Source organism: Streptomyces sp. NPDC059994 (assembly GCF_042737755.1).
GTDB lineage: Bacteria > Actinomycetota > Actinomycetes > Streptomycetales > Streptomycetaceae > Streptomyces.
The window spans coordinates 1-24,446 of record NZ_JBHWUR010000045.1 but is presented as its reverse complement, the minus strand read 5'-3'; the positions used below and the strand labels follow the sequence as shown (position 1 = coordinate 24,446).

The window sequence follows — 24,446 nt, the reverse complement described above, 5'->3', positions numbered from 1 at the left end:
CATGCGTGGCCGGTCGCGCAGTCCGCCGCGCCCCCAGGGGGCCGGGGCTCAGCCCAAGACCACGAACGACCTCTTGCGGCTGCGGACCATGCGTGGCCGGTCGCGCAGTCCGCCGCGCCGCCAGGGGGCCGGGGCTCAGCCCAAGACCACGAACGACCTCTTGCGGCTGCGGACCATGCGTGGCCGGTCGCGCGGTTCCCCGCGCCCCCAGGGGGCCGGGGCTCAGCCCAGGACCACAGTTACCGCGAATGCCCGGGGGCCGGGGCTCAGCCCAGATCCGCAGTCGCCCCAGGGGCGGGGGAGGCAGCCGGCACCGTCGCCCCACGTGCAGGGGAAGTCGCCACCCGGGCCGAGCGGCAGGTGCCCGAGGCCGTCAGAGCCGCGGCGATCTGGTGCGCGCTCTCCTCGCCTTCGGCGAGAAACGCCGTGGTCGGGCCCGAGCCCGAGACCAGGGACGCCAGGGCGCCCCCCGCCGTGCCCACCGCCAGCGTCTGCGCCAACGACGGGCGCAGGGACAGTGCGGCCGGCTGGAGGTCGTTCGCCAGGACCGGCGCCAGCGCGAACGGGTCGCCCGTGCGCAGCGCGGCCAGCAACGCCGGGTCCGCCGCCGGGGACGGCGCCCGAGGCGTGAGGCGGTCGAACTCGCGGTAGACCGCCGGGGTGGAAAGCCCGCCGTCGGCCGCCGCGAAGACCCAGTGGAACGTGCCGCCGACCTCCAGGGGCGTGAGCTTCTCGCCCCTGCCCGTGCCCAGCGCCGCCCCGCCGACCAGGCTGAACGGGACGTCGCTGCCGAGCTCGGCACAGATGTCGAGCAGTTCGGCCCGTGACGCGCCCGTGCCCCACAGCGCGTCGCAGGCGAGCAGCGCCGCCGCGCCGTCCGCGCTGCCGCCCGCCATGCCTCCCGCGACCGGGATGTCCTTGGCGATGTGGAGGTGGACGTCAGGGGACAGACCGAAGCGGGCTGCGAGGAGCTCGGCCGCGCGGGCCGCCAGGTTCGTACGGTCCAGGGGGACCTTGTCCGCGTCCGGGCCGGAGCAGGTGATCCGCAGCTCGTCGGCGGGCGTGGCCGTGACCTCGTCGTACAGGCCGACGGCCAGGAAGACGTTGGCCAGGTCGTGGAAGCCGTCGGGGCGGGCCGGGCCGACCGCGAGCTGGACGTTGACCTTGGCGGGGACGCGGACCGTCACCGTCACTTCTTGGCCTCCGCGATCCGCGCGAACTCCTCCACCGTCAGCGCCTCGCCGCGCGCCTGCGGCGAGATCCCGGCGGCGACCAGCGCCTCCTCGGCGGCGGCGGCCGAGCCGGCCCAACCGGACAGGGCGGCCCGCAGGGTCTTGCGGCGCTGGGCGAAGGCCGCGTCCACCACCGCGAAGACCTCCGCCTTGGTGGCGGTGGTCTGCACCGGCTCGGCGCGCCGGACCAGGGAGACCAGGCCCGAGTCGACGTTGGGGGCGGGCCAGAAGACGTTGCGGCCGATGGACCCGGCGCGCTTGACCTCCGCGTACCAGTTGGCCTTCACCGACGGCACGCCGTACACCTTGTTGCCGGGCTTCGCCGCGAGCCGGTCCGCGACCTCCGCCTGGACCATGACCAGCGTCCGCTCGATCGTCGGGAAGCGGCCCAGCATGTGCAGCAGGACGGGCACGGCCACGTTGTACGGGAGGTTGGCGACCAGCGCGGTGGGCGCGGGGCCCGGCAGCTCCTGGACCAGCATGGCGTCGGAGTGGACCAGCGTGAAGTGGTCCTTCTTGGCGGGCAGCCGGGCCGCGATCGTGCCGGGCAGCGCGCCCGCGAGCACGTCGTCGATCTCGACGGCCGTCACCCGGTCCGCCGCCTCCAGGAGCGCCAGGGTCAGGGAGCCGAGGCCGGGCCCGACCTCCACCACGACGTCGTCGGGCCGCACCCCCGCCGTCCGTACGATCCGGCGGACCGTATTGGCGTCGATGACGAAGTTCTGGCCGCGCTGCTTGGTGGGGCGTACGCCCAGCGCTGCGGCCAGTTCACGGATGTCGGCGGGGCCGAGGAGGGCATCGGGATCAGTGGTGCTCACCGATACAGCCTACGGCCGCAGTGCGGCCACGGGCTCGACCCCCGCTGTACGTAGAGCTTCTTCGCCCGGAACGTCTGCTCGGAGGGGCTGGCGTGCTGCGGGAGGCCGCTGCCGCCGAGGGCGTGCCAGGTGCGGCCGTCGAACTGGTAGAGCCCGCCGTAGTTCCCGGTCGGGTCGACCGCCCCGGGGCGCCCGCCGGACTCGCAGTGGGCGAGCCCCCTCCAGTCGAGGCGGTCGGCGCCGCCGACCACCTCGGGCAGCGGTTTGGTGCCGACCCGCACGGTCTGGGTGACCGGCCGGCGCATCACCTGCTCGGCCACCTTCCTCGGCTTCTGCCGGACGCCGTTGACGGTCCGCAGCGCGTAGGTGACCTTGCGGAAGCCCCGCTGCCCGGGCCGGTCGACGATCTCGGTCCCGGCGAGGAGCGAGTCGTCCTTCGTCTTCTCGACCTCGTACGGGATGGGCTCCTCGCGGACCTCGCGGCTGCCGGTGATGCGCATGACGGTGATCGTCTGGCCGTCTAGGGGGAAGGCCGACGGCGCCACCAAGGTGGTGTCCTGGCCCCGGAGGGAGATCCCGGCCTCCTCGATGGCCTCGGCGACGGTCGCCGCGTTGGTGCGGATCGTGCGCTCGCGGCCGTCGGCGAGGAAGGTGACCTGGCGCTCGGTGCGCACGTCCAGGCCCATCCCGGCGCGGCCGATCGCGGAGGAACGGGAGGCCGACAGATACGCGCCCTCGGCCCGCACACCGAGCTGGCGCAGGGCCCCGTCCACCGTCCGGGCGGTGACCCACTCCTGGCGGCGCCGGCCGTCGAGGGTGAGCGCGACGGGGCGGCCGTAGCGGACGACGACCTCGTCGTCGCCGGTCAGCGCCTCGTGGCGGCCGGGCGCGACGATGTCGTGGTCGCCGACGCTCACGTGCTGGTCCGCGAGGAGCTCGTCGACGTCGTCCGCGAAGGTGTGCAGGGTGCGCGGGACACCGTCGACGGTGAGCCGCACCGCCTTGTCGTTGGCGAGGAACGCGGTGGTCCCGCCCGCGAGGCAGGCGACCACCAGGGCCTGCGGGATGAGCCGGCGCAGGGTGTCGGGGCCGGCGCCGAAGAGCCCGCCGCTCCTGCGGCGCCGCGCGGCCCGCCGCGCGCCGACCCGTGAGCCCTCCTCCTGGCCCGCGGCCCGGCGCGGCCACGGCACCTCGGCCGGCTGCGTCTCGTACGTGTCGTACGAGGGCGGCTCGGCGGGTGGCGGCGCCTCCTGCGGGTACGGCGGCTCGGCGGTTCTGGTCGCCGCGCGGCGGCCGCCGCGTGCGGCACGGTGACTGCCCTGCGAATTCCTCACGGCGCTCCAGAGTTCCGGCCGGTCGTCCCATCGAGGCCGGGACATTAGCGGAGCGCCGGTCACTGTCCAAGGTGATTCGACTACGGAGTGTCGTCACGCTACTCTGCACTCGGCCAGTCGGAGCAACTTCTGCCGTTATCCGTCAGTAATCGAAGGCGCGCGCGGTGTTCTCCGCGATGGCCGCGGCCAGCTCGTCCTCGTGAATTGACTTCACCGCCGCCATGGCGCGCACCGTAATCGGAATGAGATACGGCGCATTGGGCCGTCCGCGGTACGGCGCCGGCGTGAGAAAGGGCGCGTCCGTCTCGACCAGGACCAGTTCGAGGGGGGCGACGGCGAGCGCGTCGCGCAGCGGCTGGGCGTTCTTGAAGGTCATGTTTCCGGCGAAGGACATGAAGTAGCCGGATTCCGCGCAGAGTTCCGCCATTTCCGCGTCACCGGAATAGCAGTGGAAGACCGTGCGTTCCGGGGCACCCTCTTCCCGCAGAATGCGCAGCACATCCGCGTGCGCCTCGCGATCGTGGATGACGAGCGCCTTGCCGTGCCGTTTGGCGATCTCGATGTGCGCCCGGAACGACCGCTCCTGGGCGGCCATGCCGTCGGCCCCGGTCCGGAAGTAGTCGAGCCCGGTCTCGCCGACGGCCTTGACGTGCGGGAGGGCGGCGAGCCGGTCGATCTCGGCGAGCGCGTCGTCGAGGGCGGCGTCGCCGCCGGGCTGCCGCGCCCCCTGGCGCGACCAGCCGTCGGGGTCGCCCAGGACGATCCTGGGCGCCTCGTTGGGGTGCAGGGCGACGGCGGCGTGCACGTTCTCGTGCGCCTCGGCCGTGTCCGCGGCCCACTGCGAACCCTTCAGGTCGCACCCCACCTGGACCACGGTCGTCACCCCGACGGACGCGGCCCTGACCAGGGCTTCCTCCACCGTGGTGGACTGCATGTCCAGGTGGGTGTGGGAGTCGGCCACCGCCACACCGAGCGGTTCGGGCAGCGGCGGCGGGGCATCCTTGGCGGAACTCATGGGGCCGATCCTATGAAAGGCCCCGGCCCGTCACTTCTTGTGGTGGTGCTGGAAGGGGTGCAGGAGGTCCGACAGGTGCCAGTGGTGCGCGGAGTCGGGCGCGGAGTCGGGCGCGGAGTCGGACTCGGCCGCCGCCGGGGTGTCCGGCTCCGGGTCGCCCCCGGACCCGACCGGCCCGGCCGGTGCCTGGTGGGTCGAGTGGTGCGCGAGCCACTGCTGGACGCTGGAGACCCGGCCGGCGCGCAGGGTGCGCACGACGTGCCCGCCGCAGTTCAGACAGGTGGGGTGGGAGAGCGGGGACGGCACCCGTTCCCCGTTCGCCTTGTAGACCACGAACGGCTGGCCCTTGCCGTCCACGTGGTGCTCTATGTCGTACGCCTGCTCCCAGCCATACCCACACCTCATGCACGCGAAGGCGTAAGCCTCGTGTGCCGTGGTCTCAGCGATCTCACTCATGTGCCGGCTCCTCTTGTCCGCTGGACAAGCTCTTGCGAGCGCTCCTTGCGAGCGGGGGGGCGAAAGCGTCCCCCGATCCATGGGACGCCTTTCGCCGCCAAAACGCATCAGGGGCTGTCGAGTGTTGGTGCCGATTTGGCCTTTCCTAGGAAGAAGCCCCGGTGCGCGGCCTGCGCTTTACTTTTTACGATAGTCCTTTGCCGTTCCCGGGTACCTGTCGTGCCGCGTTCTTTGCCGCCACGACCGCGTCGAACACCTCGCGTTTGGGAAGGCCCGCATCGGCGGCCACCGCGGCGATCGCCTCCTTGCGCCGCTCACCCGCCTCCTCGCGCACCTGGACCCGGCGCACCAGCTCCTCGGCGTCCAGCTCGGCGGGCCCGCTCTCGGCCGCGCCCTCCACCACCACGGTGATCTCGCCGCGCACCCCGTCGGCGGCCCACTCGGCGAGGTCCTTCAGGCTGCCGCGCTTGACCTCCTCGTACGTCTTGGTCAGCTCGCGGCAGACCGCGGCGCGGCGCTCGGCGCCGAAGACCTCGGCCATCGCGGCGAGCGTGTCGTCGAGCCGGTGCGGGGCCTCGAAGTAGACGAGGGTGCGGCGCTCGTCTGCGACCTCGCGCAGCCGTCCGAGGCGCTCGCCCGCCTTGCGCGGCAGGAAGCCCTCGAAGCAGAACCGGTCGACGGGCAGCCCGGACAGGGCGAGCGCGGTGAGCACCGCCGAGGGCCCGGGCACGGCCGTGACCTTGATGTCCTTCTCCACGGCGGCCGCCACGAGGCGGTAGCCGGGGTCGGAGACCGACGGCATCCCGGCATCGGTCACGAGCAGCACGCGCGCTCCGCCCTCCAGCGCCTCGACCAGCTCGGGCGTACGGGCGGACTCATTGCCCTCGAAGTAGGAGACGACCCGCCCCGAGGTATGGATGCCGAGCGCCCTGGTCAGGCCGCGCAGCCGCCGGGTGTCCTCGGCGGCGACGACGTCGGCCCGTTCCAGCTCGGCGGCGAGGCGCGGCGGCGCGTCCGCGATGTCGCCGATGGGGGTCCCTGCGAGTACGAGTGTTCCGGTCACCCCGCCATCCTCCCAGCCCGGCGCCGCCCCGGTCGCCCGGGCCCGATCGGGCCCGGCCACGGGACTCGCACAGGCGCTTTCCCTACGATGGCGCGGTGACCAGTACTGCGCCACAGACCCTTGAGGGCCATGACGCCGGAGATCCGCCGCCCGGCTGGCAGGACCGGCTGCGCCGCTTCGGCTACGCGGCCCGGCCGAGAATCGGCCTGCGCGACCGGCTGGTGCCGCCCTACACCCGCCCGTCCGGGCAGCTCTGGGCGGTCCTGAAGGTCTCCCCCGCGACGGCCGAGCGCCTGGTGCGCTGGTCGGCGTGGGGCGGCCCGCTGCTGGTCACGCTGGTCGCCGGGGTGCTGCGGTTCTGGAAGCTGGGCAGCCCGGACGCGGTGATATTCGACGAGACGTACTACGCCAAGGACGCCTGGGCGCTGATCAACCGCGGCTACGAGGGCGCCTGGCCGAAGGACGTCGACAAGTCGATCATCAAGGACCCCTCGTCGGTGCCGATCCCCACCGACCCCGGGTACGTGGTGCATCCGCCGGTCGGCAAGTACCTCATCGGCATCGGCGAGAAGTGGTTCGACTTCACCCCGTTCGGCTGGCGCTTCGTGATGGCGGTGCTCGGCACGCTCTCGGTGCTGATGCTCTGCCGGATCGGGCGGCGCCTGTTCCGCTCGACGTTCCTGGGCTGTCTGGCGGGCGCGCTGCTCGCGGTGGACGGGCTGCACTTCGTGATGAGCCGGATGGCGCTGCTCGACCTCGTGGTCATGTTCTTCGTGCTCGCGGCCTTCGGCTGCCTGCTGATCGACCGGGACCGGGCGCGGGCCCGCCTCGCGGCGGCGCTCCCGGCGAGCGAGGACGGCGACCTGCGCCCGGACACGGCCGTGGCGGAGAGCCTGCGCCTGGGCTGGCGCCCGTGGCGGATCGCGGCCGGGGTGATGCTGGGCCTGGCCTGCGGCACCAAGTGGAACGGCCTGTACGTCCTGGTCTTCTTCTGTGTGATGGCGGTGCTGTGGGACGCGGCCGCCCGCAGGACGGCGGGCGCGGTGCGCCCGTACCGCGCGGCACTCAGGAAGGACGTGTTCCCGGCGTTTGTCTCCACGGTCCCGGTGGCCGTGGTGACGTATCTGGCCTCCTGGACCGGCTGGTTCATGACCGACAAGGGCTACTTCCGGGACTGGGCGCACGGCCGCGACGGCCTCTCCCCCGACCACGTCAAGCTGCCGCTGCTCGGCAAGGTGAGCCTGCCGCAGTTCGACATGAGCTGGATGCCGGAGTCGCTGCGCAGCCTGTGGCACTACGAGGCCGAGGTCTACAGCTTCCACGTCAACCTGCACGACAAGCACACCTACCAGTCCAACCCGTGGAGCTGGATCGTCCTGGGCCGCCCGGTCTCGTACTTCTACGAGAGCCCCTCGCCCGGCACCGACGGCTGCCCCTCGGACACCACCGGCAAGTGCGCCCGCGAGGTGCTGGCGCTCGGCACTCCGCTGCTGTGGTGGGCGGCGTGCTTCGCGATCCTGTACGTGCTGTGGCGCTGGGTGTTCCGGCGCGACTGGCGGGCGGGCGCGATCGTCTGCGGCATCGCGGCGGGCTGGCTGCCGTGGCTCCTCTACCAGGAGCGGACGATCTTCTTCTTCTACGCGGTCGTCTTCGTGCCGTTCCTGTGTCTGGCGGTGGCCATGATGATCGGCGCGATCCTCGGGCCACCGGGCTCGGACGAACGGCGCCGGGCCATCGGCGCGATCGGCGCGGGCGTGCTCGTGCTGCTGATCGTGTGGAACTTCATCTACTTCTGGCCGCTGTACACGGGCACGGCGATTCCGCTGGATTCGTGGCGAAACCGGATGTGGCTGGATACCTGGGTCTAGCTGGAAAAACGGTGGCCCCGGAGCGTCTGCGCTCCGGGGCCACCGTGGTGGTTGCTGGTCCTTCCCGGTCGTCGTGGGCCGTCCCTAGACGGCCCACAGACGGCCCCAGAGGGGGACCCAGAGAGCGGATCGGGCCTGGAATCGCCGTGCATCGCGCCGCTTCCTCCACCTACCCGATGCACGGCCCGACCCCTAAAGTGGTGGCATGAGTGTAGTCACCGTGCGCATACCCGATGATCTCGACGCCGACGTCCGCAAAGCCGCCGCCGACGCAGGACTCTCGCTCAACGCCTACATGGTCCGCACGCTGCGCGAACAGACCCTCCGCGAAGCGCTGGCCACCCTGGACAGCGAAGGGGCGCTGCTGGTCGATACCGGCGACGACGACCCGGCAGGGGACATCCGTTGAAGCGTGGTTCCGTCTGGGAATTGCCCGTCGGCGACACGACGCGCACCGTCGTGATCCTGTCCATCGACGAAGTGAACGCCAAGTTCAAGGCCGCAGTCTGCCTGCTCCTGCACCCCCCGGGCGCCTACCCGGACACGCTCCTGTCCGTGCCCATCGCAGACCCGGTGCGCGCTGTCGCCGTGCCCGTGAACATCACGCAGTACGCGGCCCGGCGCTTCGAGAACGCGAAGCTGGTCGGCGCGCTCGCACCGGACACGATGGAGCGGATCGAGCGCGCCGTACGTTCCGTCCTCGGCCTGTAGGGGCCTCTCAGGGCCGTCCCGCTGCTCAGGGGGCCGGGACATGCGTCAAGGCGTCGGCAAGCGTGGCCATGTCGTCGATGACGGCGTTCGCTCCGGCTTCCGCCAGCGCCAGAGCTTTGCCCGGTCGGTTGGCGTACCCGATCGACCGGGCCGCCGCCGCGTTCGCCGCTTCGACATCGCTCACTGAGTCCCCTACAAGGGCGCAGCTCCCGGGGGCGACATTCAAACGGTCAGCAGCGAGATAGAGCGAGTACGGCGAGGGCTTCATTCGGTGCGGCTGATGACTGGGACGCCCCACGACCTCGCCCACCAATGCCGCCAAGCCGTGGCGAGCGAGGAATTTCCGCACGCACTCTGCGGAATTATTGCTCACAATGGCCACGCTGCGCCGCGACGTGCCAGCCGCCTTCAGCGCGGCAACAGCCCCCGGCGTTGGGTCTCCAGCCAACTTCACCGCTTCCATTTCGGCAGCAGCGAGAGTCGCCTCAACGGCCAGCAGGGCCTCTTCGCCACCTTGCGGAGAAACTCGCAGAGCATCCATGAAATCCATCTCTCGCATCTTCTCCGAGAGACCAAGATGGAACTTTTGCATCACATCAGCGAGAGCGCGCACGACTTCTGAAGCGGGAAGTCCGGAGAAAACTTCACAGACAGGCCCGTCGAAGTCGAAGAACACGCCCCGGGTTGCCGAGAGGGTCTCATGGAGACGCTCACTCTCCATCAGGATCGAAGTCCCTTCCGATCGTCGTCCAGACGCTGTCGAACCACATCCGCGCCTGTTCAACCTGCTTCGCACCACTAGAGGATTCACCCTCGTTTATCGAGTAGTGAAACAGAGTCGCGTCGGGGCCGATCAGGTCATAGATCTCAATGGCCTTCCCCTGCGCAACCACCTTGTTAGGGCGGATCGGGTAGTAGCCAAAGAATGCGTCTTCCTCGTTCACCACATACAGCTTGAAGAACTGCGTTCCGCTGTGGACACGAACCTGCACCCGAGTTTCGGGAACGAGACCAAGGAGACTCAGTTCGTGCACCTGATTGGCAATACCCCGAGTAAATCCGACCATGAGGCCATGCATTCGATTGCGTAGGCGAGGATCATCCGCGCCATCACTCATCCGCACCGGGGCAGCCTGCGGCACCGACATGTCCGGAACCAGGATTCTGATGTTGATGCTGGCGGGAGTGAGGCGTCCAATTCGAATTTTATCGATCGGGTCCTGAAGAGCCGCATGCAAGGTCTCGCTTGAGAATCCAGCGAAGTCGATGGACACGTTCTGACTAGAGAACGCCTGCTCTACATACGGGCGCAGACCGGCCGGGCGCTCAGTCCGGTTGCGTACATAGACGCCACTCCCCTTTCGGGAAACGACCAAGCCCTCGTCTTCAAGGTCACGGAGCGCGCGTTGGATCGTGGCACGCGCGAAGCCATACAGCTCGGTGAGCTTGCTGTGAGACGGCAGCTTCTCTCCCGGGGCCAGCCGCCGCGTACGGATGGCCGCTCCGAGGCTGCTCGCCACCTGCTCGTAGGGCGGCCGACTGTCGTCCGGGTCCAGCGGTTCAGGCGCGAAGGTCATGCCGCCGATGCTACGCCCTCCGACCAACATCAGGACAGCCAGGATAGCCAGGTGTTGACATGACTAGCCAGGCTGGCTACGTTGTGGATGTGCCGATTGGGCTAGCCAAGTTAGCCAGATCGACGGGGCGGTTAGTTGCGCCCCACACCCAGGAGCCCCGCGTTGGTCGGGGGGAGGTTTCCCGGCGCCTTGTCAGCCGGAGGGCTTGAGACCGAAAGGTCACGTCTCCATACGCCTTCGCCGGGATGGCGGCTTACCTCACACGGGAGCCGTCGACCCGAAGGGGACATCCGCACCACCTCTGATCTTCCGCAGCACTTCGTGTGCTGCGGCCGGTTGCCTCCTCCGCCCGTCTGGCGCTTCGGCGCTGTACGGGCGGGGTGGCAGGGAGCCGGAATCGCTCCATCCCAACTCGTTTGAGGAGTGGATGAGCTGTGAGCCAGAACGCCGCCGCCTTCGCTGCTGTGTTCGTCGCCCTGTACGTCGCGCACAGCGTGGGCGACCACTGGGTGCAGACCTCCCGCCAGTCGGCCGACAAGGGCCGTCCGGGCTGGGTCGGCCGTCTCGCGGACGCCCGGCACGTCGCCACCCTGACCGCCACCAAGGTCGCGTTACTCCTGCCCGTCGCGCTCCTGCTGGACCTGTCCCTGTCCGTGCCCGGCATCGCTGCCGGGCTCGGCCTGGACGCGGTCACCCACTGGTGGGCCGACCGCCGCAGCACGCTCGCGTGGCTGGCCAAGGTCACTGGCAAGGGCGAGTTCTACCGGCTCGGTGCCCCGCGCCCCGGCATGGGCGACAACCCGCACATCGGGACCGGCGCCTACGCGCTGGATCAGTCCTTCCACCACCTGTGGCTCCTGATCGCTGCACTGATCATCGCCACCGTCTGAACCGATCATCCCCACGGCGCGCGGCCCCGGTGCTGGAACACCGGGGCCGCTGTTCGAGCCGTCTCACCTGCTAGGGAGACCACGACTCATGAACCACATTGCCACAGTTCAGGACGCTGTTACCGCGTTCGCCGACTGGATCGAACCGACGGATGCGGAACTGGACGCGATCGAGCGCGAGATGCCCGTGATCCTCGCGGACGTCGACCTGCTGGACGCGCGGATCATGACCCTGGACCGCACGCCGAACGAGCTGGACGCCCGCCGCATCCGCCGGGCGCGGCGCCGGGCGCTGGCCGCACGGGTCGCGCTGCTCAACCGCACGCCCGGCACGCTGCCCCTGCCGGGCGGTGCGGCATGAACCGCAAAGGAAAGATCCTCCTCGTTCTCGCTCTGGTGGCCGTGGTCGCCATGGCGTTCCGGGTGTCGTGGAACGCGTTGCGGGACATCGCGGGTGCGGTCGGCGCGGACCGCACCGCCGCCACGCTCTACCCGTTCGTGGTCGATGGGCTGATGGCGCTGGCGCTGGTCGCCACCCTCGTACTGGCCGACGACGACCGCCGGTTCGCGCTGCGGGTACTGGGCACCTACACCGCCGCGTCGCTGGTCCTCAACTACGTGCACGGTCTCGTACCCGCGCTGCACGGCCGTACGGTCGACTGGGGCCGACTGGCCGACTGGGACCCGGCGAACTGGGCCCTCGTGCTGCTGGCGACGTCGCTCCCGGTCGGCTCGATCTACTTCGGCTCCGATCTGGTCGCCAAGGTCCTCCACCACCGGCCGACCCCGATCAGCGTGAATGCGGAGAAATCGGCTGAGACCGAGATGATTCGGTCTACTCCTGACCTCCCCGAATCGACCCCGCCACAGGTGCCCATCAACCCGGTGCGGATCCCTGCGGCGGTACAGGTCGGCTTCCTCAAGCCGATGATCCCGCCCAAGTCTGTCCCGTCGACCGTGCTCGCCCCGATCGGGCAGACATCGGCCGCACAGTCGACCCGGCCGCGCCGGGCGACCGGTCGGGTCCCGCAGTCGGCACGGTCGACTCAGCCGCGCCGCACCCCGGAGCAACTGCTCACCGAAGCGCGGGCGCTGGTGGCCGACTGGTCGGATGCGGAGCTGACGGCCGAGGGCATCCGCCGGGCACTGCACACCTCCCCGGCCAACGCCCGTGCCCTGCGCGACACGCTGCGCACGGAGCGGGCCGCTGCTGAGGCGGTCGCCTGATGTCCGCCGCGTACGGGAAGTGCTTTGACCCCTCCGGCGCCCGCTACGGCGTCCCGACGTTCCCGTGGCGCTTCGCCCCGGAGGGCTACGCCACCCGCCGACAGCTCCGCACGCAGGGCTTACGCCCCGGCGGTCAGCCGGTGGCCGCGCAGGTCATGCGCCGCTCACGACACCGCACCGGCGGGGTGAGCGTCGCCTACCTGTACCGCGTCGAACTGGCGCTGCCGGTGCGGCCGATGACGTCGCGCAAGTGGGGCGCGCTCGCGCTGGCGATGCTCGCCCGCCGCACCTGCCCCGTCTGCGCCACGGTCGCCGACTACTGCATCCCGCGCTCGCTCAGCATGTGCGTGACCTGCGCCTACCCCGAGCATTCCGCTGCCTGACCGCTGGAGACCACGATGGAGAATCTTCCGATCCCCGCTGTCGTCCGGCTCCCGGACGGCACCTACACCTACGCCGACCACCTGCCCGCCGTACGACCGGAGCAGGTGGGCCCGCAGGTCGTCCATCAGCACATCCACCAGGCGCCGCCCGACCGCACGGTGCAGCGCCTCGCGCTCGGGTCCGGTATCGGGGCGGGGACGGTGGCGGCCGGGGTGTACTTCGGCCCGCTGCTCGTCGCTGCCCTGACCGCGATCGCTGCCGACCTGGCCTTTCTCGCGTTCCTCGCGGTCGTTCTGACCTGGGGTGTGGTCACCCTCGTGCGCTCCGTCGGCGGATCCGACGGCCGCGCCGCCGCCCGCACGCTCTCCAAGTCCCGTCGTCGTCGCTGACGGCCCCTCCGTCCTCCATCCCGGCCGAACCCGGGGTGGAGGCGCGGTAGGGCCGGACAGTCCGGCCCGGACAAGGGGAAGCACCGTGAAGGCGTCGTACACCCCGGCCGAGAAGCGCGAACGCGCCTGGCTCCTGCTCCGCACCTCCAAGCAGGCCGTCGCGGACGCGGTCGACCCGCGCCTCGTGAAGCGTCTGGACCGCATCGAGCAACAGGCCGCAGAGCGCGGGCAGCGTGAGTACGAGTCGCTGCACCGCCGCCTGGAAGTCGCCAAGGACACCGCCGCCGACGCACGAGCGGCTGAGCGCACCGCGCCGCGCGCCGACAAGGGCGCCGCCCGCCACGCCACCCGCGAGGCGAACAAGCAGGTGGCGCGCATCGAGAACGAACTGCACCGGCACTGCCGCTAGCTGTGCCCCGGGGCGGCCGTCCCGGCCAAGGAAACCGGCCGCCCCGGGCCCCGCCCACTCCGCTCACGAAGTCGGACAGGAGACGTCCAGCATGACCGAGAACGTCGTTCGCCTACACAAGGACACCGAACCGGCCGCCGATGAGGCGGCCGTGACCACGCTCACCGTGGTCCCCGACCCGGCGCCGCCCGTGCTCGTGCCGTTGTGGGTGCGCTCCGGCCGCGCCATCAAGACCATCGTCACGCACGAGACGACCAAGACGGCTGTGCGGGCAGTGGCCCGCCACGGCCTGTACACCGTCAACGGGGGCCGGATCGTGGCCCGCCGCACCTGGGACGGCAAGACCGGGGCCCGCTACGAGCGCATGCTGCGGGCTGCTGAGGCCACCGGGAACTACGAGGTGGCGCAGGAGTGGGAGGAGCGGTTGCAGCGCTTCCGCGACGCCCGCCACCGCCGCCGGATGGACCTGCTGCGCTCCCCGGCCGACGCGGCCAAGGGTGCCGCCATCGGCACAGGCCTGGGGATCGGTGTGCTGGTCGCGCTCGGGGTGGTGATGGCCCTCAACACCAAGCACCCGGCCGACGTCATCACCCCGCTCAAGGCCACCGTCGACTTCATCGCCCTGCTGATCCGCATCGTCCAGGTCGTATGGGGTCCCGCGCTCACCCTCGGCCCGCTGCTGGCCCTGCTCGCCTTATGGACGGTCGGCAGCAAGCAGCAGGCCGCGCCCGCCTGGGCCCTGCCCGCCAGCGTCCGCAACAGCGAGGGGGAGCCGATCACCCCGTCTGTCGTCGTCAAGGCCCTGCGTGACCTTGGGGTGCCGACGCTGCGCAACGCCATCAAGGAGATGGGCGACGCCGGGGCGTCCATGCTCTCCCCCATCACGCTCGCCGGCTGTGGCGTGGAAGTCGACGTCAGCCTCCCCTCGGGGGTCTCCACGATCGAGGTGCAGACCCGGCGCCGCAAGCTCGCCGAGAACCTGACCCGGCACGAGCACGAGGTGTTCATCACCATCCCTCCGGCCGCCCGCACCGTCCGGCTCTGGATCGCTGATTCCGGCGCCCTGGACGAGCCGATCGGCCCCTCCCCGCTGGTCACCGACGAGACGATGACCGCCAGCTACAAGAGCGGCAAGGCCCCGTGGGGTCAGGACCTGCGCGGGGACGCGGCCGAACTGAGCCTGTACCAGCGCCACCTCCTCGTCACCGGGCGCTCGAACCAGGGCAAGACCGCCTCCCTGCGCGCGCTCGCCCTGTGGCTCGCGCTGGACCGCTCCGTACAGTTCTGGCTCGGCGACCTCAAGGGCATCGGGGACTGGGCCATGTTCGACGGCATCGCCGACGTCCTCATCCAAGGACCGACCGATGACCACGTCATCCAGGTCACCGAGATGGTTGAGGACGCGGTCGATGAAATGAACCGCCGCATGGAAGTGCGCCTGAACGACCCCACAGCCGTCTTCCGCCCGCTCATCGTCCTGGTCGACGAAGCGCAGGTGGCGTTCATGTGCCCGGCCATCGACGACGCCAAGCGACCGTACGGCGGGGCCAAGGCCACCTCCCGCTACTTCATGGCCGTCCGCAAAATCCACAACCAGGGCCGTGCGGTCGACGTACTGATGTGGCAGGGCACCCAGGACCCCACCGACCAGAACCTTCCCAAGCTCGTGCGGGAAGGTGCGCACACCCGCGCGTCCCTCGTGCTGGGCACCGAGACGCAGTCCCGCATGGCCCTCGGGGACAAGGCCGTCGACGACGGCGCCGCCCCGCACCAGCTCCGCCAAGGGCTCGACAAGGGAACACTGGTGGTCGCCTCCGACGGCATCGTCATGGCCAAGGGCCAGTCGTCCATCACGGTGCGCACCCACTTCATCGACGACGACCCGGCCGCCGAAGTCGCCGAACGGGCCAAGGCCCTGCGCGACGGCGTGAGCACCCTGCACGTGGTCGAACGCGGTGAGGAGCGCGACCCGCTCGCCGACATCCTCACCGTCCTCGGCAGCGACGAACGCGTGCGCACCCAGGACGTCATCAAGCGGCTCTCCACACTGAGCGAAGACACCTACGGCACGTGGTCGTTCGTCGACCTCAAGCGCGTCCTGGACGACGCGGGAGCCGAGCCGTACAAGTCCGACGGCCGCATGGTCGTCGCCCGCGACCGCGTCACCCAAGCACTCGCCAACCGCGACAGCGACGGTTCCGCTTCCGCCTCCCAGTGACAGGGAGGCACACCCCACACAGGCAGGGAGGCAGGGAGAACTCCCTCACCGCCTCCCTGCCCCACCTCCCTGGCCCTGAGCTGCACAAATGATCCCCCAGGGAGGCAGGGAGGCACGCAGGTCAGACCCCAGCAACACCCCTCCAGAGCACTCCCCGGAAGGGGGGCTCTGCCTCCCTGCCCCATCACCGGAACGGATTCCGCATCCACCCAAGCAGAGAGGAAACAACGACATGAGCGCCGTTCTGTGGCCCATCGCCGCCCGCATCGCCACCGCCCTCAACACCGTCAACGGCACGAGTGACCACGAACGGGCGATGCGCCTGCTCAAGGTCAGCGAGGAAGCGGGCGAGGCGTCCGCCGCGTACATCGGCATGACCGGCCAGAACCCCCGCAAGGGCACCACCCACACCGCCGCCGACGTGGCCGACGAACTGTGCGACGTCATCATCGCCGCAGCCGTCGCCCTGCACGACTACACCCCCGCCGCCCCGGCCGTCCTGGAAGCCAAGCTGCACGCCGCCGCCAGGCGCCTGAACGCTCTCGCTCACACTGCCGACCACCGGAAGGACCCGGCCGCATGAGACTGCGTATCCAGCGCACCGAGCTGCCCCGCAACGCCCTGATCCTCACCGACACCCCCCGCCCCGACTGCCCGCAGTGCGAGGGGGACGGCGGGATCGAAGAGGACTACGGCGACAACACCACCGGCGAGTACGCGGGCACCCGCTGGTACCCGTGCACCTGCTGGAACCAGACCCGCCGTTGGCTCCTGCTCCCCTTGCCGCGCCGCCCGCTCTGGTCGCGTCGCACCACCCCGGCCCCCGACCCGTGGGGCCCCGTCGGCTACAGCGACGAACCGCCCTTCTAGCTCAGCCGAGGGCGGCCCCCACTCACGCCAATGACCGGGGCCGCCCTCGTCCACTCGTCCACCAACAGACCTGTGGAGGTCTCCAGCATGACCCAACCCACCCACATCCGGCGAGCCACCCGCGCCACGGCGTTGGAGGCGACGTCATGAGCGGCACGCATGACCTCTTGCGCACCGCGCTGGACCTCGCGGCGGACGGGCTGCCGGTGCTGCCCCTGCGTCGGGGCAAAGTCCCGTTCGGGAACTGCCGCACCTGCACAAGGAACGCCTGCGGCGGGCGGCCGAACATGAAGACGTCGGGCCCCTGCCAGTGCCCCGACGTGTGCCACGCATGGGCCGCCGCCACCACCAACCCCCGCGTCATCGGCTCCCCGCAATGGGCCCCGGCGTGGCGGCAGGCCGTCGGCATCGGCTACCACCCCGGCGGCGCCAACCTCACCGTCGTCGACCTGGACTCCCCGGCAGCCGTTACCTGGGCGCGCCAGAGCTTGCCGCCCACCCGGACCGTGGCCACCATGCGCGGGCAGCACTGGATCTACCAGGGCGCCATGCGCTCCGTGAACGGCGTCCGGCCCGGTGTCGACATCAAGTCCACGATGGCCTACGCCCGCTGGCGCGGCCCCGGCACCGGCACCACGACCGCGCTGCCGGACGAGGTGCGCGCGCTGGTCGTGAGGGAACCCGCCACCGTCCGGCGGGTACCGCCCGCCATCACTGCGGCTGCCCCGGCTGGGGGCGGGGAATGCCGTCACCGCACGCCCGCCTACCTGGAACGCGGCATCGTCATGGCCGAGCAGCGCATCATCGACGCCCGCAGCTCGGTGCACACCACCGTGTACCGGACCTTCCTGGCGGTGCTGTCGACCCACGGCCGGTGCGGCTGCCTCACCGACGCACACATCGCGCGGCTGTTCACGGCCGCTCAGGCCAAGGGCGAGTCCCTGCGGCACTGCGCCGACGCGTGGGCCAACGCCCGCACCGCACTGGGGATGTGAGCCGTGTCCGAGGACGAGAAGACTCCGGCCCGCGAGATCATCACCGACTACGCACAGGCGCACTTCCGGTACTTCCGCACCCCCGACGGCACCGTCTATGCCCAGAAGAACGGCCACCCCGTCGCCCGCCCGATCCGCTCCCAGGGAACCGCGGGAAGCCACCGCCAGGAACTCATGGTCGGCCTGTTCAAAGACGGGCTCGGGGTCTTCAACGGCACCGCCTTGAAGGAGGCGTTGGACTTGATCGAAGCACTCGCGCTGTCCGAGGACACGCAGCCCGTGCACATCCGCGTCGCCCCCGGGTTCGACGGAGCGACGTGGCTGGACCTGGGCCGCAGCGACGGCCAGTCCATCCGCATCCACTCCACCGGTTGGGACATCCTCACCCCGGACCCGCGTGAGGTGTGCTGGCGGCGCACCCAGCTCACCGGGGAACTCCCCCTCCCGGCCAAGGACACCGACGGCAAGGGCATCGACCTGTTGCTCAGGCTGTGCAACTTCGCCAACGCGGAAACCGAGTGCCTGGCCATCGCCTGGCTCATCGGCTGCCTCGGCCCGTCCGTGCCAGTCCCCGCCCCCTTCCTCACCGGCCCGCAGGGCGCGGGCAAGTCCACCGGGGGCCGGATGCTCGTACGGATCATCGAGGGCATGAGCGGCGACCTGCGCCGGGCACCGAAGGATGAGGAAAACCTCATCGCGGCCGTGGCGGCCGGATGGGTCACCGCCCTCGACAACCTCTCCCACATGACGCCGGACCTGTCCGACGCCATGTGCTGCATCGTCACCGGCGCCGAGAACGTCAAGCGCGCCCTCTTCACCGACGGGGACGTCTTCCGCGTCGGCTACCGCCGCCCCCTGCTCATGACCGGCATCGACGTCGGCGTCATCCGACCCGACCTCGCCGAACGGCTCCTGCCCCTGCGCCTGGAGCGGCCCCGCGTCCGGCGCACCGAAGCGGAGCTGTGGGCGGAGTACGCGGAGGTGCTGCCGGTCGTGCTCGGCTCGCTCCTGGACCTCACGGTCAAGGTCCGCGCTGCCGAGGCGGAGACCCCTACCGACCTGCGCATGGCCGACTTCGCCCACCTGTGCGCGCAGCTCGACGCCGCCACCGGCCTCGGGGCGCTCGCCGCGTACCGGGCGAGCCTGGACGACCTGAATGACGACGTCATCGAGGGTGACCTCCTCGCGCAGACCGTCTTGAGGCACGCCGAGACCATCGAGCCGGGCGGCGCCCAGCGGATGACGTCCACCGAGTGGCTGCACTGCCTCAGCCTCCTCTACGGCGGCGAGGAGAGCCGTCCCCTGCCCAAAGGGTGGCCGACCACCGGGAAAGTCCTCTCCGACCGCCTCAAGCGCCTTCAACCCACCCTCGCCGCGCGCGGGGTCGTCATCGACTCCGGGCGCACCAGCGAAGGGCGGTACCTCGAAATGAGCCGTCCAGCCGTCCCGCCGCCCAACGAACAGAAGCAGATGTTCTGACGCGCGTTCCGCTCCCGCTCAGGCGGACAAGCAAGAGGAGCACCCCGCGCCGGGCGTGCTCCTCTTGCTGTTCGGCGGAACGCCGCCCAAAGGTCGCGCCGCGAAGCGGCTCCTTCTTCACGCTTGAAGGCACCCCCGCACTACTGCAGACACCCCCTCTTTTGTCCTAAGAGGGAAGACGCTGCGTCATGTGCGTCATGACGGCCAGAAAACGGCACCTGACCTGCGGCGAAGACCATGACGCAGACGGCTGCCTCTGCGTCATCCTGCGTCATCTGCGTCACGCCGTGACGCAGCCCATGCCGCACCCATGACGCACGCCCCGACCGCTGCGACACACAAACCCGCAGGTCACCGGCCCGCATGACGCTGATGACGCAATGACGCAGAAATCCGCACCTCGGACAGCACAGCCTCACTTCCCCCCTCCCCTACGCGCTATCGGACACGAGGAGACCCGCCGCCATGGCCACGCCCACGTCCAGCGATCCGCGCGCCACCCTGCGGGCCGGACTCCCGGACCGCTACCTCACCCCCGACGACATCGCCGACCTGTTCGGCGTGCCCCTGGAAACCGTCTACGCCTGGCGCAAGAAGCGCACCGGCCCGCCCGGCTTCCGCGTCGGCAAGCACCTGCGCTACGACCCCACGGCCGTCCGGCGCTGGACCACCGAGCGCATGGCCGCCGACGCGGTCGCCTGAGCCCAGCCAGACATACCCACGCCCGCAGAGCGCGCCCCACGGCCCGCTCTGCGGGCGCCTCACGAAAGGACCCGCCTCACATGGCAGGCCACATCCAAGACCGCTGGTACAGGACCGAAACCGACTCCACCGGCAGGAGCGTCCGCGTCAAGAGCGACCGTTTCGGCACGGGCCTGCGCTACCGCGCCCGCTACATCGGGCCCGACGGCACCGAGAAGTCCAAGAGCTTTCGCGACGGACAGAAGCGTCTCGCCGACCAGTGGCTGAGCAGCATTGAGGCGGACATGGCGCGCGGGCAGTACATCGACCCCCGAGCATCCCGCGCCACGTTCCGGCAGTACGCCGAGGGGTGGGTCAAGTCGCACACGGGCGAGATCAACAGCCGTGAGGCGGCAGAGCGGCGCCTACGCCTGCACGCCTACCCGCACATTGGCTCGCGCCCGCTCGGCTCCTTCAAGCCCGAGCACATCCGATCCTGGGTCGCCGAGTTGGAGCAGACCGTACCTGCGGAGTCGTACCGCCGCATCATCGTCGGAACGGTGTCGGCCGTGCTGAGCGCGGCGGTTGAGGACGGCAAGTTGGCGCAGAACCCTTGCCGAGCCCGCTCCGTGACACTGCCGAAGCCTGGGAAGCCCCGTGTCGTCCCGTGGACAGTCGCGCGGGTCTTCGACGTGCGGGCAGCGCTGCCTCGGCGCTACCAGGCAACAGTGGACCCCGGCGCCGGGAACGGGCTCCGTCAGGGCGAGATCTTCGGCCTGTCAGAGGACGAGCTCGACTACGAGGGCGGATGGCTAACCGTGGCGCACCAGTTGAAGCGCATTCGGGGTAAGTACGTCTTTGCCCTGCCCAAGGGCGGGAAGGTGCGCACCGTCCCTCTGGCGAGCGCGGTCGGAAGGTCGCTCCGGGCTCACTCGGAGGAATTCCCTTCGGTGGAAGTGACACTGCCGTGGCGTACTCCTGACGGCCCCCTCGTGACCAAGCGTCTCTTGTTCTCGGGGAATTCCGGCGACCACGTCCGGGTGAGCCACTTCAACGACCACATGTGGAAGCCCGCGCTCGTGGTCGCGGGGGTCATTCCGGAGCCGAAGGAGGGTGAGCGGTACGCCGCCGCTCCAGAGGACGGCATGCACGCGCTGCGGCACTTCTACGCCTCGGTGCTCCTGGACGCTGGCGAGAGTATCCGTGCACTGAGCGCGTACCTGGGCCATGCGGACCCGGGGTTCACGCTCAGGGTCTACACGCACCTGATGCCGAGCAGCGAGGGGCGGACGCGCAAGGCAGTCGACAACGTCTTTCCTATCCTCGGTACCGAAGATCACGGCCCACAGGCGGCCCCCGGGGCCCCGGACGGCCTGGCTGCATAGAGTCTGCGCAGGTGGGAGCCGGTGAGGCTCCCACCGCCAGAGACTCCATCTACTTCTGGCCGCTGTACACGGGCACGGCGATTCCGCTGGATTCGTGGCGAAACCGGATGTGGCTGGATACCTGGGTGTGAGCGGGGGCGGCGGTCGCGGTCCGGTAACAGCCGCCACCGTTGTCACTGCTGTCACGTAAAGTTCCTCACAAGCATCTCTTGAACGTGTTCAAGGGACTCCTGGGGAGGGGCTGCAGATGCGTAGTGGAGCCAAGGCCGCCATAGTCGGCGGCGTGTTCGTGGTGGTCGGCACCGGCGTGGTGTACGGCGGCTACCAGATGCTGTCCGGGGACGACTCGTCCTCGGACACGCACACCCGGACGGCCCCGGCACGGACCGGGCCGCCCAGCACCGACGAGATCACCAGGACCGCGCAGGCCTTCTTCGCCGCCTGGTCGAAGGGGGACGCGGCGGGCGCCTCGGCCCTGACCAACAACAACGCGGCCGCCCAGACCGCGCTCGCCGGCTTCCACGACGAGGCACACGTGGGCAAGGTGACGATCACGCCGGGCCCGGCCGCCGGGGCGACCGTGCCGTACACGGTGAAGGCGGAGGTCGCGTACGAGGGGAAGACCGCGCCGCTCGCCTACAGCTCCCGGCTGACCGTCGTACGGGGCGTGACCACCGGCAAGGCGCTGGTGGACTGGCAGCCGGCCGTCGTCCACCCGAAGCTGAAGGCGGGCGGGAAACTGGTCACGGGGGCGCCCAAGAGCCCCGAGATCGAGGCCGTCGACCACCAGGGGCGGGTGCTGACCAAGGAGAAGTACCCGTCGCTCGGGGTGGTCCTGGACGCGCTGCGGCAGAAGTACGGCACCAAGGTCAACGGCACGCCGGGCGTGGAGACCTGGATCGAGGGCGGCGCCGAGGGCACCCCGAACCAGACGCTGCTCACCCTGGCCAAGGGGAAGCCGGGCAAGCTGACGACCACGCTCGACGCGGACGTACAGGCGGCGGCCGAGCAGGCCGTGAAGGACTTCGCGGAGTCGTCCGTGGTGGCGATCGAGCCGTCCAGCGGGGCGATCCGGGCCGTCGCGGACAACCGCAAGGACGGCTTCCCCGCCTCGCTCCAGGCGTCCGTCGCCCCCGGCTCCACGATGAAGATCATCACGGGCGCGATGATCGTCCAGAACGGGGTGGGCGGTGCGAACCAGCCGGTCGAGTGCCCGGCCACGGTCCCGTGGGAGGGCTACACCTTCCACAACCTCAAGGACTTCACCATCCCGGGCGGCACCCTGACCGACGCCTTCGCCCGGTCCTGCAACACCGCCTTCATCAAGCCGGTGAAGCCGCTCGCCGCCAAGGGCATCGCCGGGACGGCGCTCGGCCAGACCGCCCGGGACTACTTCGGGCTCGGCCAGGACAACTGGAAGCTCGGCGGAGTGAAGTCCTTCGACGGCAGCATCCCCGAGTCCTCCGGCGTGGAGACCGCCGCCTCCTACATCGGGCAGGGCAAGGTCCAGATGAACCCCCTCGACATGGCGTCCGTCTCGGCCACCGTGATCAACCGCCGCTTCCAACAGCCGGTGATCGTGCCGCAGTCCCTGGACGACCGCGAACTGGCCACCGCCAAGCCGCTGCCCGACCCGCTGGCCTCCCAGCTCCAGCAGATGATGCACGCCGCGACCACCGGCAACGGCACGGCCGTGGGCGCGATGACGGGGGTCCCCGGGCCCAAGGGCGCCAAGACCGGCTCGGCCGAGGTGGACCAGCAGGGCAAGTCCAACAGCTGGTTCACCGGGTACGGCAACGGGCTCGCCGCCGCCGCGCTCGTCCAGTCCGGCGGGCACGGCGTGGACGCGGCGGGGCCGATCGTGGCGCGGGTGCTGCGGGCGGGCTGAGCAACCGGGGCCGCGCCCGGGGATGGTGAAACGCTCTCGCATGCGGCATACAGCTACCGCTAGCGTGCGGGGGCATGAACGCTCAAGATTCCGTCGCCCACCCGCGATTCGCGGAGGCGCTGCGCGCACTCGGGCTCGACGTGGAGGTACGCCGCTTCCCGGCCGCGACCAGGACCGCCGCCGAGGCGGCCACCGCCATCGGCTGCGACATCGGCGAGATCGTCAAGTCGCTGGTCTTCGAGGCGGACGGGGTCCCGGTGATCGTCCTGATGGACGGCTCGTCGCGGGTGGACGTGGAGCTCGTACGGAGTGAACTGGGCGCGCAGAAGGTGACGCGGGCCGGGGCGGAGCTCGTACGGGCGACGACGGGGTACGCGATCGGGGGCGTCCCGCCCTTCGGCCATGTACGCCGCACCCGGGTCCTCGCCGACCGTGCGCTGCTCGACCACGATGTGGTCTGGGCGGCGGCGGGCACTCCCCACACCGTCTTCCCGCTCGACCCCAAGACGCTGATCGGGCACGCGGGCGGGGCACTGGTCGACGTGCGCGAGCGTACGGCGTGACCCCGACCGTCGCGCTCGCCGTGCTGCTCGCCGCCGTCACCCACGCGTCCTGGAACGCGATGGCGCACACGATCAAGGACCAGCTGGTCGCGTTCACGCTGATAGGCGGCGGGGCGACGGCGATCGGCGCGGTGCTCGCGGTGTTCACCCCGCTGCCCGCCTCCGGCGCCTGGCCGTGTCTGGTCGCCTCGGCGGCGCTGCACACCGTCTACCAGGTGCTGCTCATGCGGTCGTTCAGCCTGGGCGACTTCGGCCAGATGTATCCCATCGCGCGCGGCACGGCGCCGCTGGTGGTGACCGTGCTGGCCGCGCTGTTCGTCGGCGAGAGCCTGAACGCGTGGCAGGGCGCCGGAGTGGCGGTCGCCTCGGCGGGCCTGGTCGGGGTCGCCCTGTGGGGCATCCGGGGCTCGGGCGCGCGACCGCACTGGCCGGCGCTGGTGGCCGCGGGGGCGACGGGCCTGTCGATCGCGTCGTACACGGTGGTGGACGGCGTCGGCGTACGCGCCTCCGGCACCCCGGTCGGCTATATCGCGTGGCTGATGATCCTGGAGGGGCTGCTGATCCCGGCGTACGCGGTGTACCGGCGCCGGGGTTCGCTGATCGGTCAGCTTCGGCCGTACGCGGGGCGGGGGCTGCTGGGGGCGGCGCTCTCGATGACGGCGTACGGGCTGGTCCTGTGGGCCCAGACGCGGGCTCCCCTGGCCCCGGTCGCCGCGCTGCGGGAGTCCAGCATCATCGTGGGGGCGGCGATCGGGGCGCTGTTCTTCAAGGAACGGTTCGGGGGGCCGCGGATTGCTGCGGCGGGGGTGCTGGTGGTGGGGATCGGGCTGATGCTGCGGGCGGGGTGACGGGGTGTTTTGCCCCCACCCCGCCCGTTCCCGCTGTGACATGCGCGACTCCGCCGCGGGGCCTCCGGGGGTGGGTGGGGGTTGAGGAGGGTTTCGGGGGGGGGGGGGGCCCCCCCCCCCCCCCCCCGCCCGGCCGGGAGCAAAAA

27 protein-coding genes are annotated in these 24,446 nt (G+C 70.7%); 19 read left to right on the top strand and 8 right to left on the bottom strand.

Annotated features, from left to right (window positions below):
- Window positions 1–266: 266 nt before the first annotated feature.
- From ACFWA7_RS22170 to rsmI, 6 genes are all read right to left on the bottom strand, one after another.
- Entirely contained in the window at window positions 267–1,193 is a 927-nt protein-coding gene (locus ACFWA7_RS22170) for a 4-(cytidine 5'-diphospho)-2-C-methyl-D-erythritol kinase (RefSeq protein ID WP_385548380.1), read from the bottom strand.
- Window positions 1,190–2,050, bottom strand: coding sequence for a 16S rRNA (adenine(1518)-N(6)/adenine(1519)-N(6))-dimethyltransferase RsmA (gene rsmA, locus ACFWA7_RS22165; RefSeq protein WP_385548377.1), 861 nt, complete (start codon window positions 2,048–2,050; stop codon window positions 1,190–1,192). Before rsmA ends, ACFWA7_RS22170 begins: the two co-directional genes overlap by 4 nt.
- Window positions 2,047–3,384, bottom strand: a complete 1,338-nt coding sequence (locus tag ACFWA7_RS22160) for a ubiquitin-like domain-containing protein (RefSeq protein WP_385824724.1) — start codon at window positions 3,382–3,384, stop codon at window positions 2,047–2,049. Before ACFWA7_RS22160 ends, rsmA begins: the two co-directional genes overlap by 4 nt.
- A gap of 142 nt (window positions 3,385–3,526) precedes the next feature.
- Window positions 3,527–4,399 (bottom strand): TatD family hydrolase, encoded by an 873-nt coding sequence (locus tag ACFWA7_RS22155; RefSeq protein ID WP_385548371.1) that lies wholly within the window; start codon window positions 4,397–4,399, stop codon window positions 3,527–3,529.
- Window positions 4,400–4,429: 30 nt separating this feature from the next.
- The gene (locus ACFWA7_RS22150; RefSeq protein ID WP_385824722.1) at window positions 4,430–4,855 is read right to left on the bottom strand and encodes a hypothetical protein; all 426 of its coding nucleotides are present in this window, start codon (window positions 4,853–4,855) and stop codon (window positions 4,430–4,432) included.
- A gap of 184 nt (window positions 4,856–5,039) precedes the next feature.
- Complete coding sequence (gene rsmI, locus ACFWA7_RS22145) at window positions 5,040–5,918, bottom strand: 16S rRNA (cytidine(1402)-2'-O)-methyltransferase (protein ID WP_385548366.1); 879 nt, start codon at window positions 5,916–5,918, stop codon at window positions 5,040–5,042.
- A 95-nt stretch (window positions 5,919–6,013) separates the two neighbouring features.
- Here rsmI and ACFWA7_RS22140 point away from each other — a divergent pair, with 95 nt between their 5' ends.
- From ACFWA7_RS22140 to ACFWA7_RS22130, 3 genes are all read left to right on the top strand, one after another.
- The gene (locus ACFWA7_RS22140; RefSeq protein ID WP_385548364.1) at window positions 6,014–7,786 is read left to right on the top strand and encodes a dolichyl-phosphate-mannose--protein mannosyltransferase; all 1,773 of its coding nucleotides are present in this window, start codon (window positions 6,014–6,016) and stop codon (window positions 7,784–7,786) included.
- 205 nt (window positions 7,787–7,991) lie between these two features.
- On the top strand, window positions 7,992–8,195 hold the full coding sequence (locus ACFWA7_RS22135) for a toxin-antitoxin system HicB family antitoxin (RefSeq protein WP_266979670.1): 204 nt from the start codon (window positions 7,992–7,994) through the stop codon (window positions 8,193–8,195).
- A 20-nt stretch (window positions 8,196–8,215) separates the two neighbouring features.
- Complete coding sequence (locus ACFWA7_RS22130) at window positions 8,216–8,497, top strand: hypothetical protein (RefSeq protein WP_385824720.1); 282 nt, start codon at window positions 8,216–8,218, stop codon at window positions 8,495–8,497.
- 25 nt (window positions 8,498–8,522) lie between these two features.
- On the opposite strand, the gene ACFWA7_RS22125 is transcribed toward ACFWA7_RS22130, so the two are convergent.
- A complete protein-coding gene (locus ACFWA7_RS22125; protein ID WP_385824718.1) occupies window positions 8,523–9,173 on the bottom strand; it encodes an HAD family hydrolase in 651 nt (216 codons plus the stop codon).
- A gap of 34 nt (window positions 9,174–9,207) precedes the next feature.
- A complete protein-coding gene (locus tag ACFWA7_RS22120) occupies window positions 9,208–10,074 on the bottom strand; it encodes a GntR family transcriptional regulator (protein ID WP_385824716.1) in 867 nt (288 codons plus the stop codon).
- A gap of 434 nt (window positions 10,075–10,508) precedes the next feature.
- Here ACFWA7_RS22120 and ACFWA7_RS22115 point away from each other — a divergent pair, with 434 nt between their 5' ends.
- The 16 genes from ACFWA7_RS22115 (at window position 10,509) to ACFWA7_RS22040 (ending at window position 24,300) form a co-directional block, all read left to right on the top strand.
- Window positions 10,509–10,964: a transcriptional regulator gene (locus ACFWA7_RS22115; RefSeq protein WP_385824714.1), complete on the top strand. Its 456-nt coding sequence runs from the start codon at window positions 10,509–10,511 to the stop codon at window positions 10,962–10,964.
- Between the two features lie 88 nt (window positions 10,965–11,052).
- Window positions 11,053–11,325 carry a DUF6284 family protein gene (locus ACFWA7_RS22110; protein ID WP_385824712.1) on the top strand — a complete coding sequence of 91 codons (273 nt, stop codon included), beginning with the start codon at window positions 11,053–11,055 and terminating at the stop codon, window positions 11,323–11,325.
- Window positions 11,322–12,191 carry a DUF2637 domain-containing protein gene (locus ACFWA7_RS22105; protein ID WP_385824710.1) on the top strand — a complete coding sequence of 290 codons (870 nt, stop codon included), beginning with the start codon at window positions 11,322–11,324 and terminating at the stop codon, window positions 12,189–12,191. Before ACFWA7_RS22110 ends, ACFWA7_RS22105 begins: the two co-directional genes overlap by 4 nt.
- Window positions 12,191–12,574, top strand: coding sequence for an RRQRL motif-containing zinc-binding protein (locus ACFWA7_RS22100; RefSeq protein WP_385824708.1), 384 nt, complete (start codon window positions 12,191–12,193; stop codon window positions 12,572–12,574). Before ACFWA7_RS22105 ends, ACFWA7_RS22100 begins: the two co-directional genes overlap by 1 nt.
- A gap of 15 nt (window positions 12,575–12,589) precedes the next feature.
- Window positions 12,590–12,964, top strand: coding sequence for a DUF6251 family protein (locus tag ACFWA7_RS22095; RefSeq protein WP_385824706.1), 375 nt, complete (start codon window positions 12,590–12,592; stop codon window positions 12,962–12,964).
- 85 nt (window positions 12,965–13,049) lie between these two features.
- Entirely contained in the window at window positions 13,050–13,373 is a 324-nt protein-coding gene (locus ACFWA7_RS22090; RefSeq protein ID WP_385824704.1) for a hypothetical protein, read from the top strand.
- Window positions 13,374–13,464: 91 nt separating this feature from the next.
- Window positions 13,465–15,591 (top strand): FtsK/SpoIIIE domain-containing protein, encoded by a 2,127-nt coding sequence (locus ACFWA7_RS22085; RefSeq protein WP_385824702.1) that lies wholly within the window; start codon window positions 13,465–13,467, stop codon window positions 15,589–15,591.
- Between the two features lie 232 nt (window positions 15,592–15,823).
- Window positions 15,824–16,174, top strand: coding sequence for a MazG-like family protein (locus tag ACFWA7_RS22080; protein ID WP_385824699.1), 351 nt, complete (start codon window positions 15,824–15,826; stop codon window positions 16,172–16,174).
- Window positions 16,171–16,461 (top strand): hypothetical protein, encoded by a 291-nt coding sequence (locus ACFWA7_RS22075; RefSeq protein ID WP_385824697.1) that lies wholly within the window; start codon window positions 16,171–16,173, stop codon window positions 16,459–16,461. Before ACFWA7_RS22080 ends, ACFWA7_RS22075 begins: the two co-directional genes overlap by 4 nt.
- Before the next feature lie 146 nt (window positions 16,462–16,607).
- On the top strand, window positions 16,608–17,456 hold the full coding sequence (locus ACFWA7_RS22070) for a bifunctional DNA primase/polymerase (protein WP_385824695.1): 849 nt from the start codon (window positions 16,608–16,610) through the stop codon (window positions 17,454–17,456).
- A gap of 3 nt (window positions 17,457–17,459) precedes the next feature.
- Window positions 17,460–18,935, top strand: a complete 1,476-nt coding sequence (locus ACFWA7_RS22065) for an ATP-binding protein (protein ID WP_385824693.1) — start codon at window positions 17,460–17,462, stop codon at window positions 18,933–18,935.
- A 465-nt stretch (window positions 18,936–19,400) separates the two neighbouring features.
- Window positions 19,401–19,637 carry a helix-turn-helix domain-containing protein gene (locus ACFWA7_RS22060; protein ID WP_385824691.1) on the top strand — a complete coding sequence of 79 codons (237 nt, stop codon included), beginning with the start codon at window positions 19,401–19,403 and terminating at the stop codon, window positions 19,635–19,637.
- Between the two features lie 80 nt (window positions 19,638–19,717).
- Entirely contained in the window at window positions 19,718–21,001 is a 1,284-nt protein-coding gene (locus ACFWA7_RS22055; protein ID WP_385824689.1) for a tyrosine-type recombinase/integrase, read from the top strand.
- A 247-nt stretch (window positions 21,002–21,248) separates the two neighbouring features.
- The gene (locus ACFWA7_RS22050) at window positions 21,249–22,889 is read left to right on the top strand and encodes a penicillin-binding transpeptidase domain-containing protein (RefSeq protein ID WP_385824687.1); all 1,641 of its coding nucleotides are present in this window, start codon (window positions 21,249–21,251) and stop codon (window positions 22,887–22,889) included.
- 74 nt (window positions 22,890–22,963) lie between these two features.
- The gene (locus tag ACFWA7_RS22045; RefSeq protein WP_385824685.1) at window positions 22,964–23,452 is read left to right on the top strand and encodes a YbaK/EbsC family protein; all 489 of its coding nucleotides are present in this window, start codon (window positions 22,964–22,966) and stop codon (window positions 23,450–23,452) included.
- On the top strand, window positions 23,449–24,300 hold the full coding sequence (locus ACFWA7_RS22040) for an EamA family transporter (protein WP_385548356.1): 852 nt from the start codon (window positions 23,449–23,451) through the stop codon (window positions 24,298–24,300). The genes ACFWA7_RS22045 and ACFWA7_RS22040 overlap by 4 nt, the downstream gene beginning before the upstream one ends.
- Window positions 24,301–24,446: the final 146 nt, after the last annotated feature.

Excerpts from the sequence above, each read along its gene's own strand:
- ACFWA7_RS22050 (WP_385824687.1), top strand. The coding sequence starts at position 21,249 with ATGCGTAGTGGAGCCAAGGCCGCCATAGTCGGCGGCGTGTTCGTGGTG.
- ACFWA7_RS22080 (WP_385824699.1), top strand. The coding sequence starts at position 15,824 with ATGAGCGCCGTTCTGTGGCCCATCGCCGCCCGCATCGCCACCGCCCTC.
- ACFWA7_RS22150 (WP_385824722.1), bottom strand. The coding sequence starts at position 4,855 with ATGAGTGAGATCGCTGAGACCACGGCACACGAGGCTTACGCCTTCGCG.
- ACFWA7_RS22110 (WP_385824712.1), top strand. The coding sequence starts at position 11,053 with ATGAACCACATTGCCACAGTTCAGGACGCTGTTACCGCGTTCGCCGAC.
- ACFWA7_RS22135 (WP_266979670.1), top strand. The coding sequence starts at position 7,992 with ATGAGTGTAGTCACCGTGCGCATACCCGATGATCTCGACGCCGACGTC.
- ACFWA7_RS22155 (WP_385548371.1), bottom strand. The coding sequence starts at position 4,399 with ATGAGTTCCGCCAAGGATGCCCCGCCGCCGCTGCCCGAACCGCTCGGT.
- ACFWA7_RS22060 (WP_385824691.1), top strand. The coding sequence starts at position 19,401 with ATGGCCACGCCCACGTCCAGCGATCCGCGCGCCACCCTGCGGGCCGGA.
- ACFWA7_RS22085 (WP_385824702.1), top strand. The coding sequence starts at position 13,465 with ATGACCGAGAACGTCGTTCGCCTACACAAGGACACCGAACCGGCCGCC.
- ACFWA7_RS22070 (WP_385824695.1), top strand. The coding sequence starts at position 16,608 with ATGAGCGGCACGCATGACCTCTTGCGCACCGCGCTGGACCTCGCGGCG.
- ACFWA7_RS22075 (WP_385824697.1), top strand. The coding sequence starts at position 16,171 with ATGAGACTGCGTATCCAGCGCACCGAGCTGCCCCGCAACGCCCTGATC.
- ACFWA7_RS22100 (WP_385824708.1), top strand. The coding sequence starts at position 12,191 with ATGTCCGCCGCGTACGGGAAGTGCTTTGACCCCTCCGGCGCCCGCTAC.
- ACFWA7_RS22120 (WP_385824716.1), bottom strand. The coding sequence starts at position 10,074 with ATGACCTTCGCGCCTGAACCGCTGGACCCGGACGACAGTCGGCCGCCC.
- ACFWA7_RS22045 (WP_385824685.1), top strand. The coding sequence starts at position 22,964 with ATGAACGCTCAAGATTCCGTCGCCCACCCGCGATTCGCGGAGGCGCTG.
- ACFWA7_RS22055 (WP_385824689.1), top strand. The coding sequence starts at position 19,718 with ATGGCAGGCCACATCCAAGACCGCTGGTACAGGACCGAAACCGACTCC.
- ACFWA7_RS22105 (WP_385824710.1), top strand. The coding sequence starts at position 11,322 with ATGAACCGCAAAGGAAAGATCCTCCTCGTTCTCGCTCTGGTGGCCGTG.
- ACFWA7_RS22095 (WP_385824706.1), top strand. The coding sequence starts at position 12,590 with ATGGAGAATCTTCCGATCCCCGCTGTCGTCCGGCTCCCGGACGGCACC.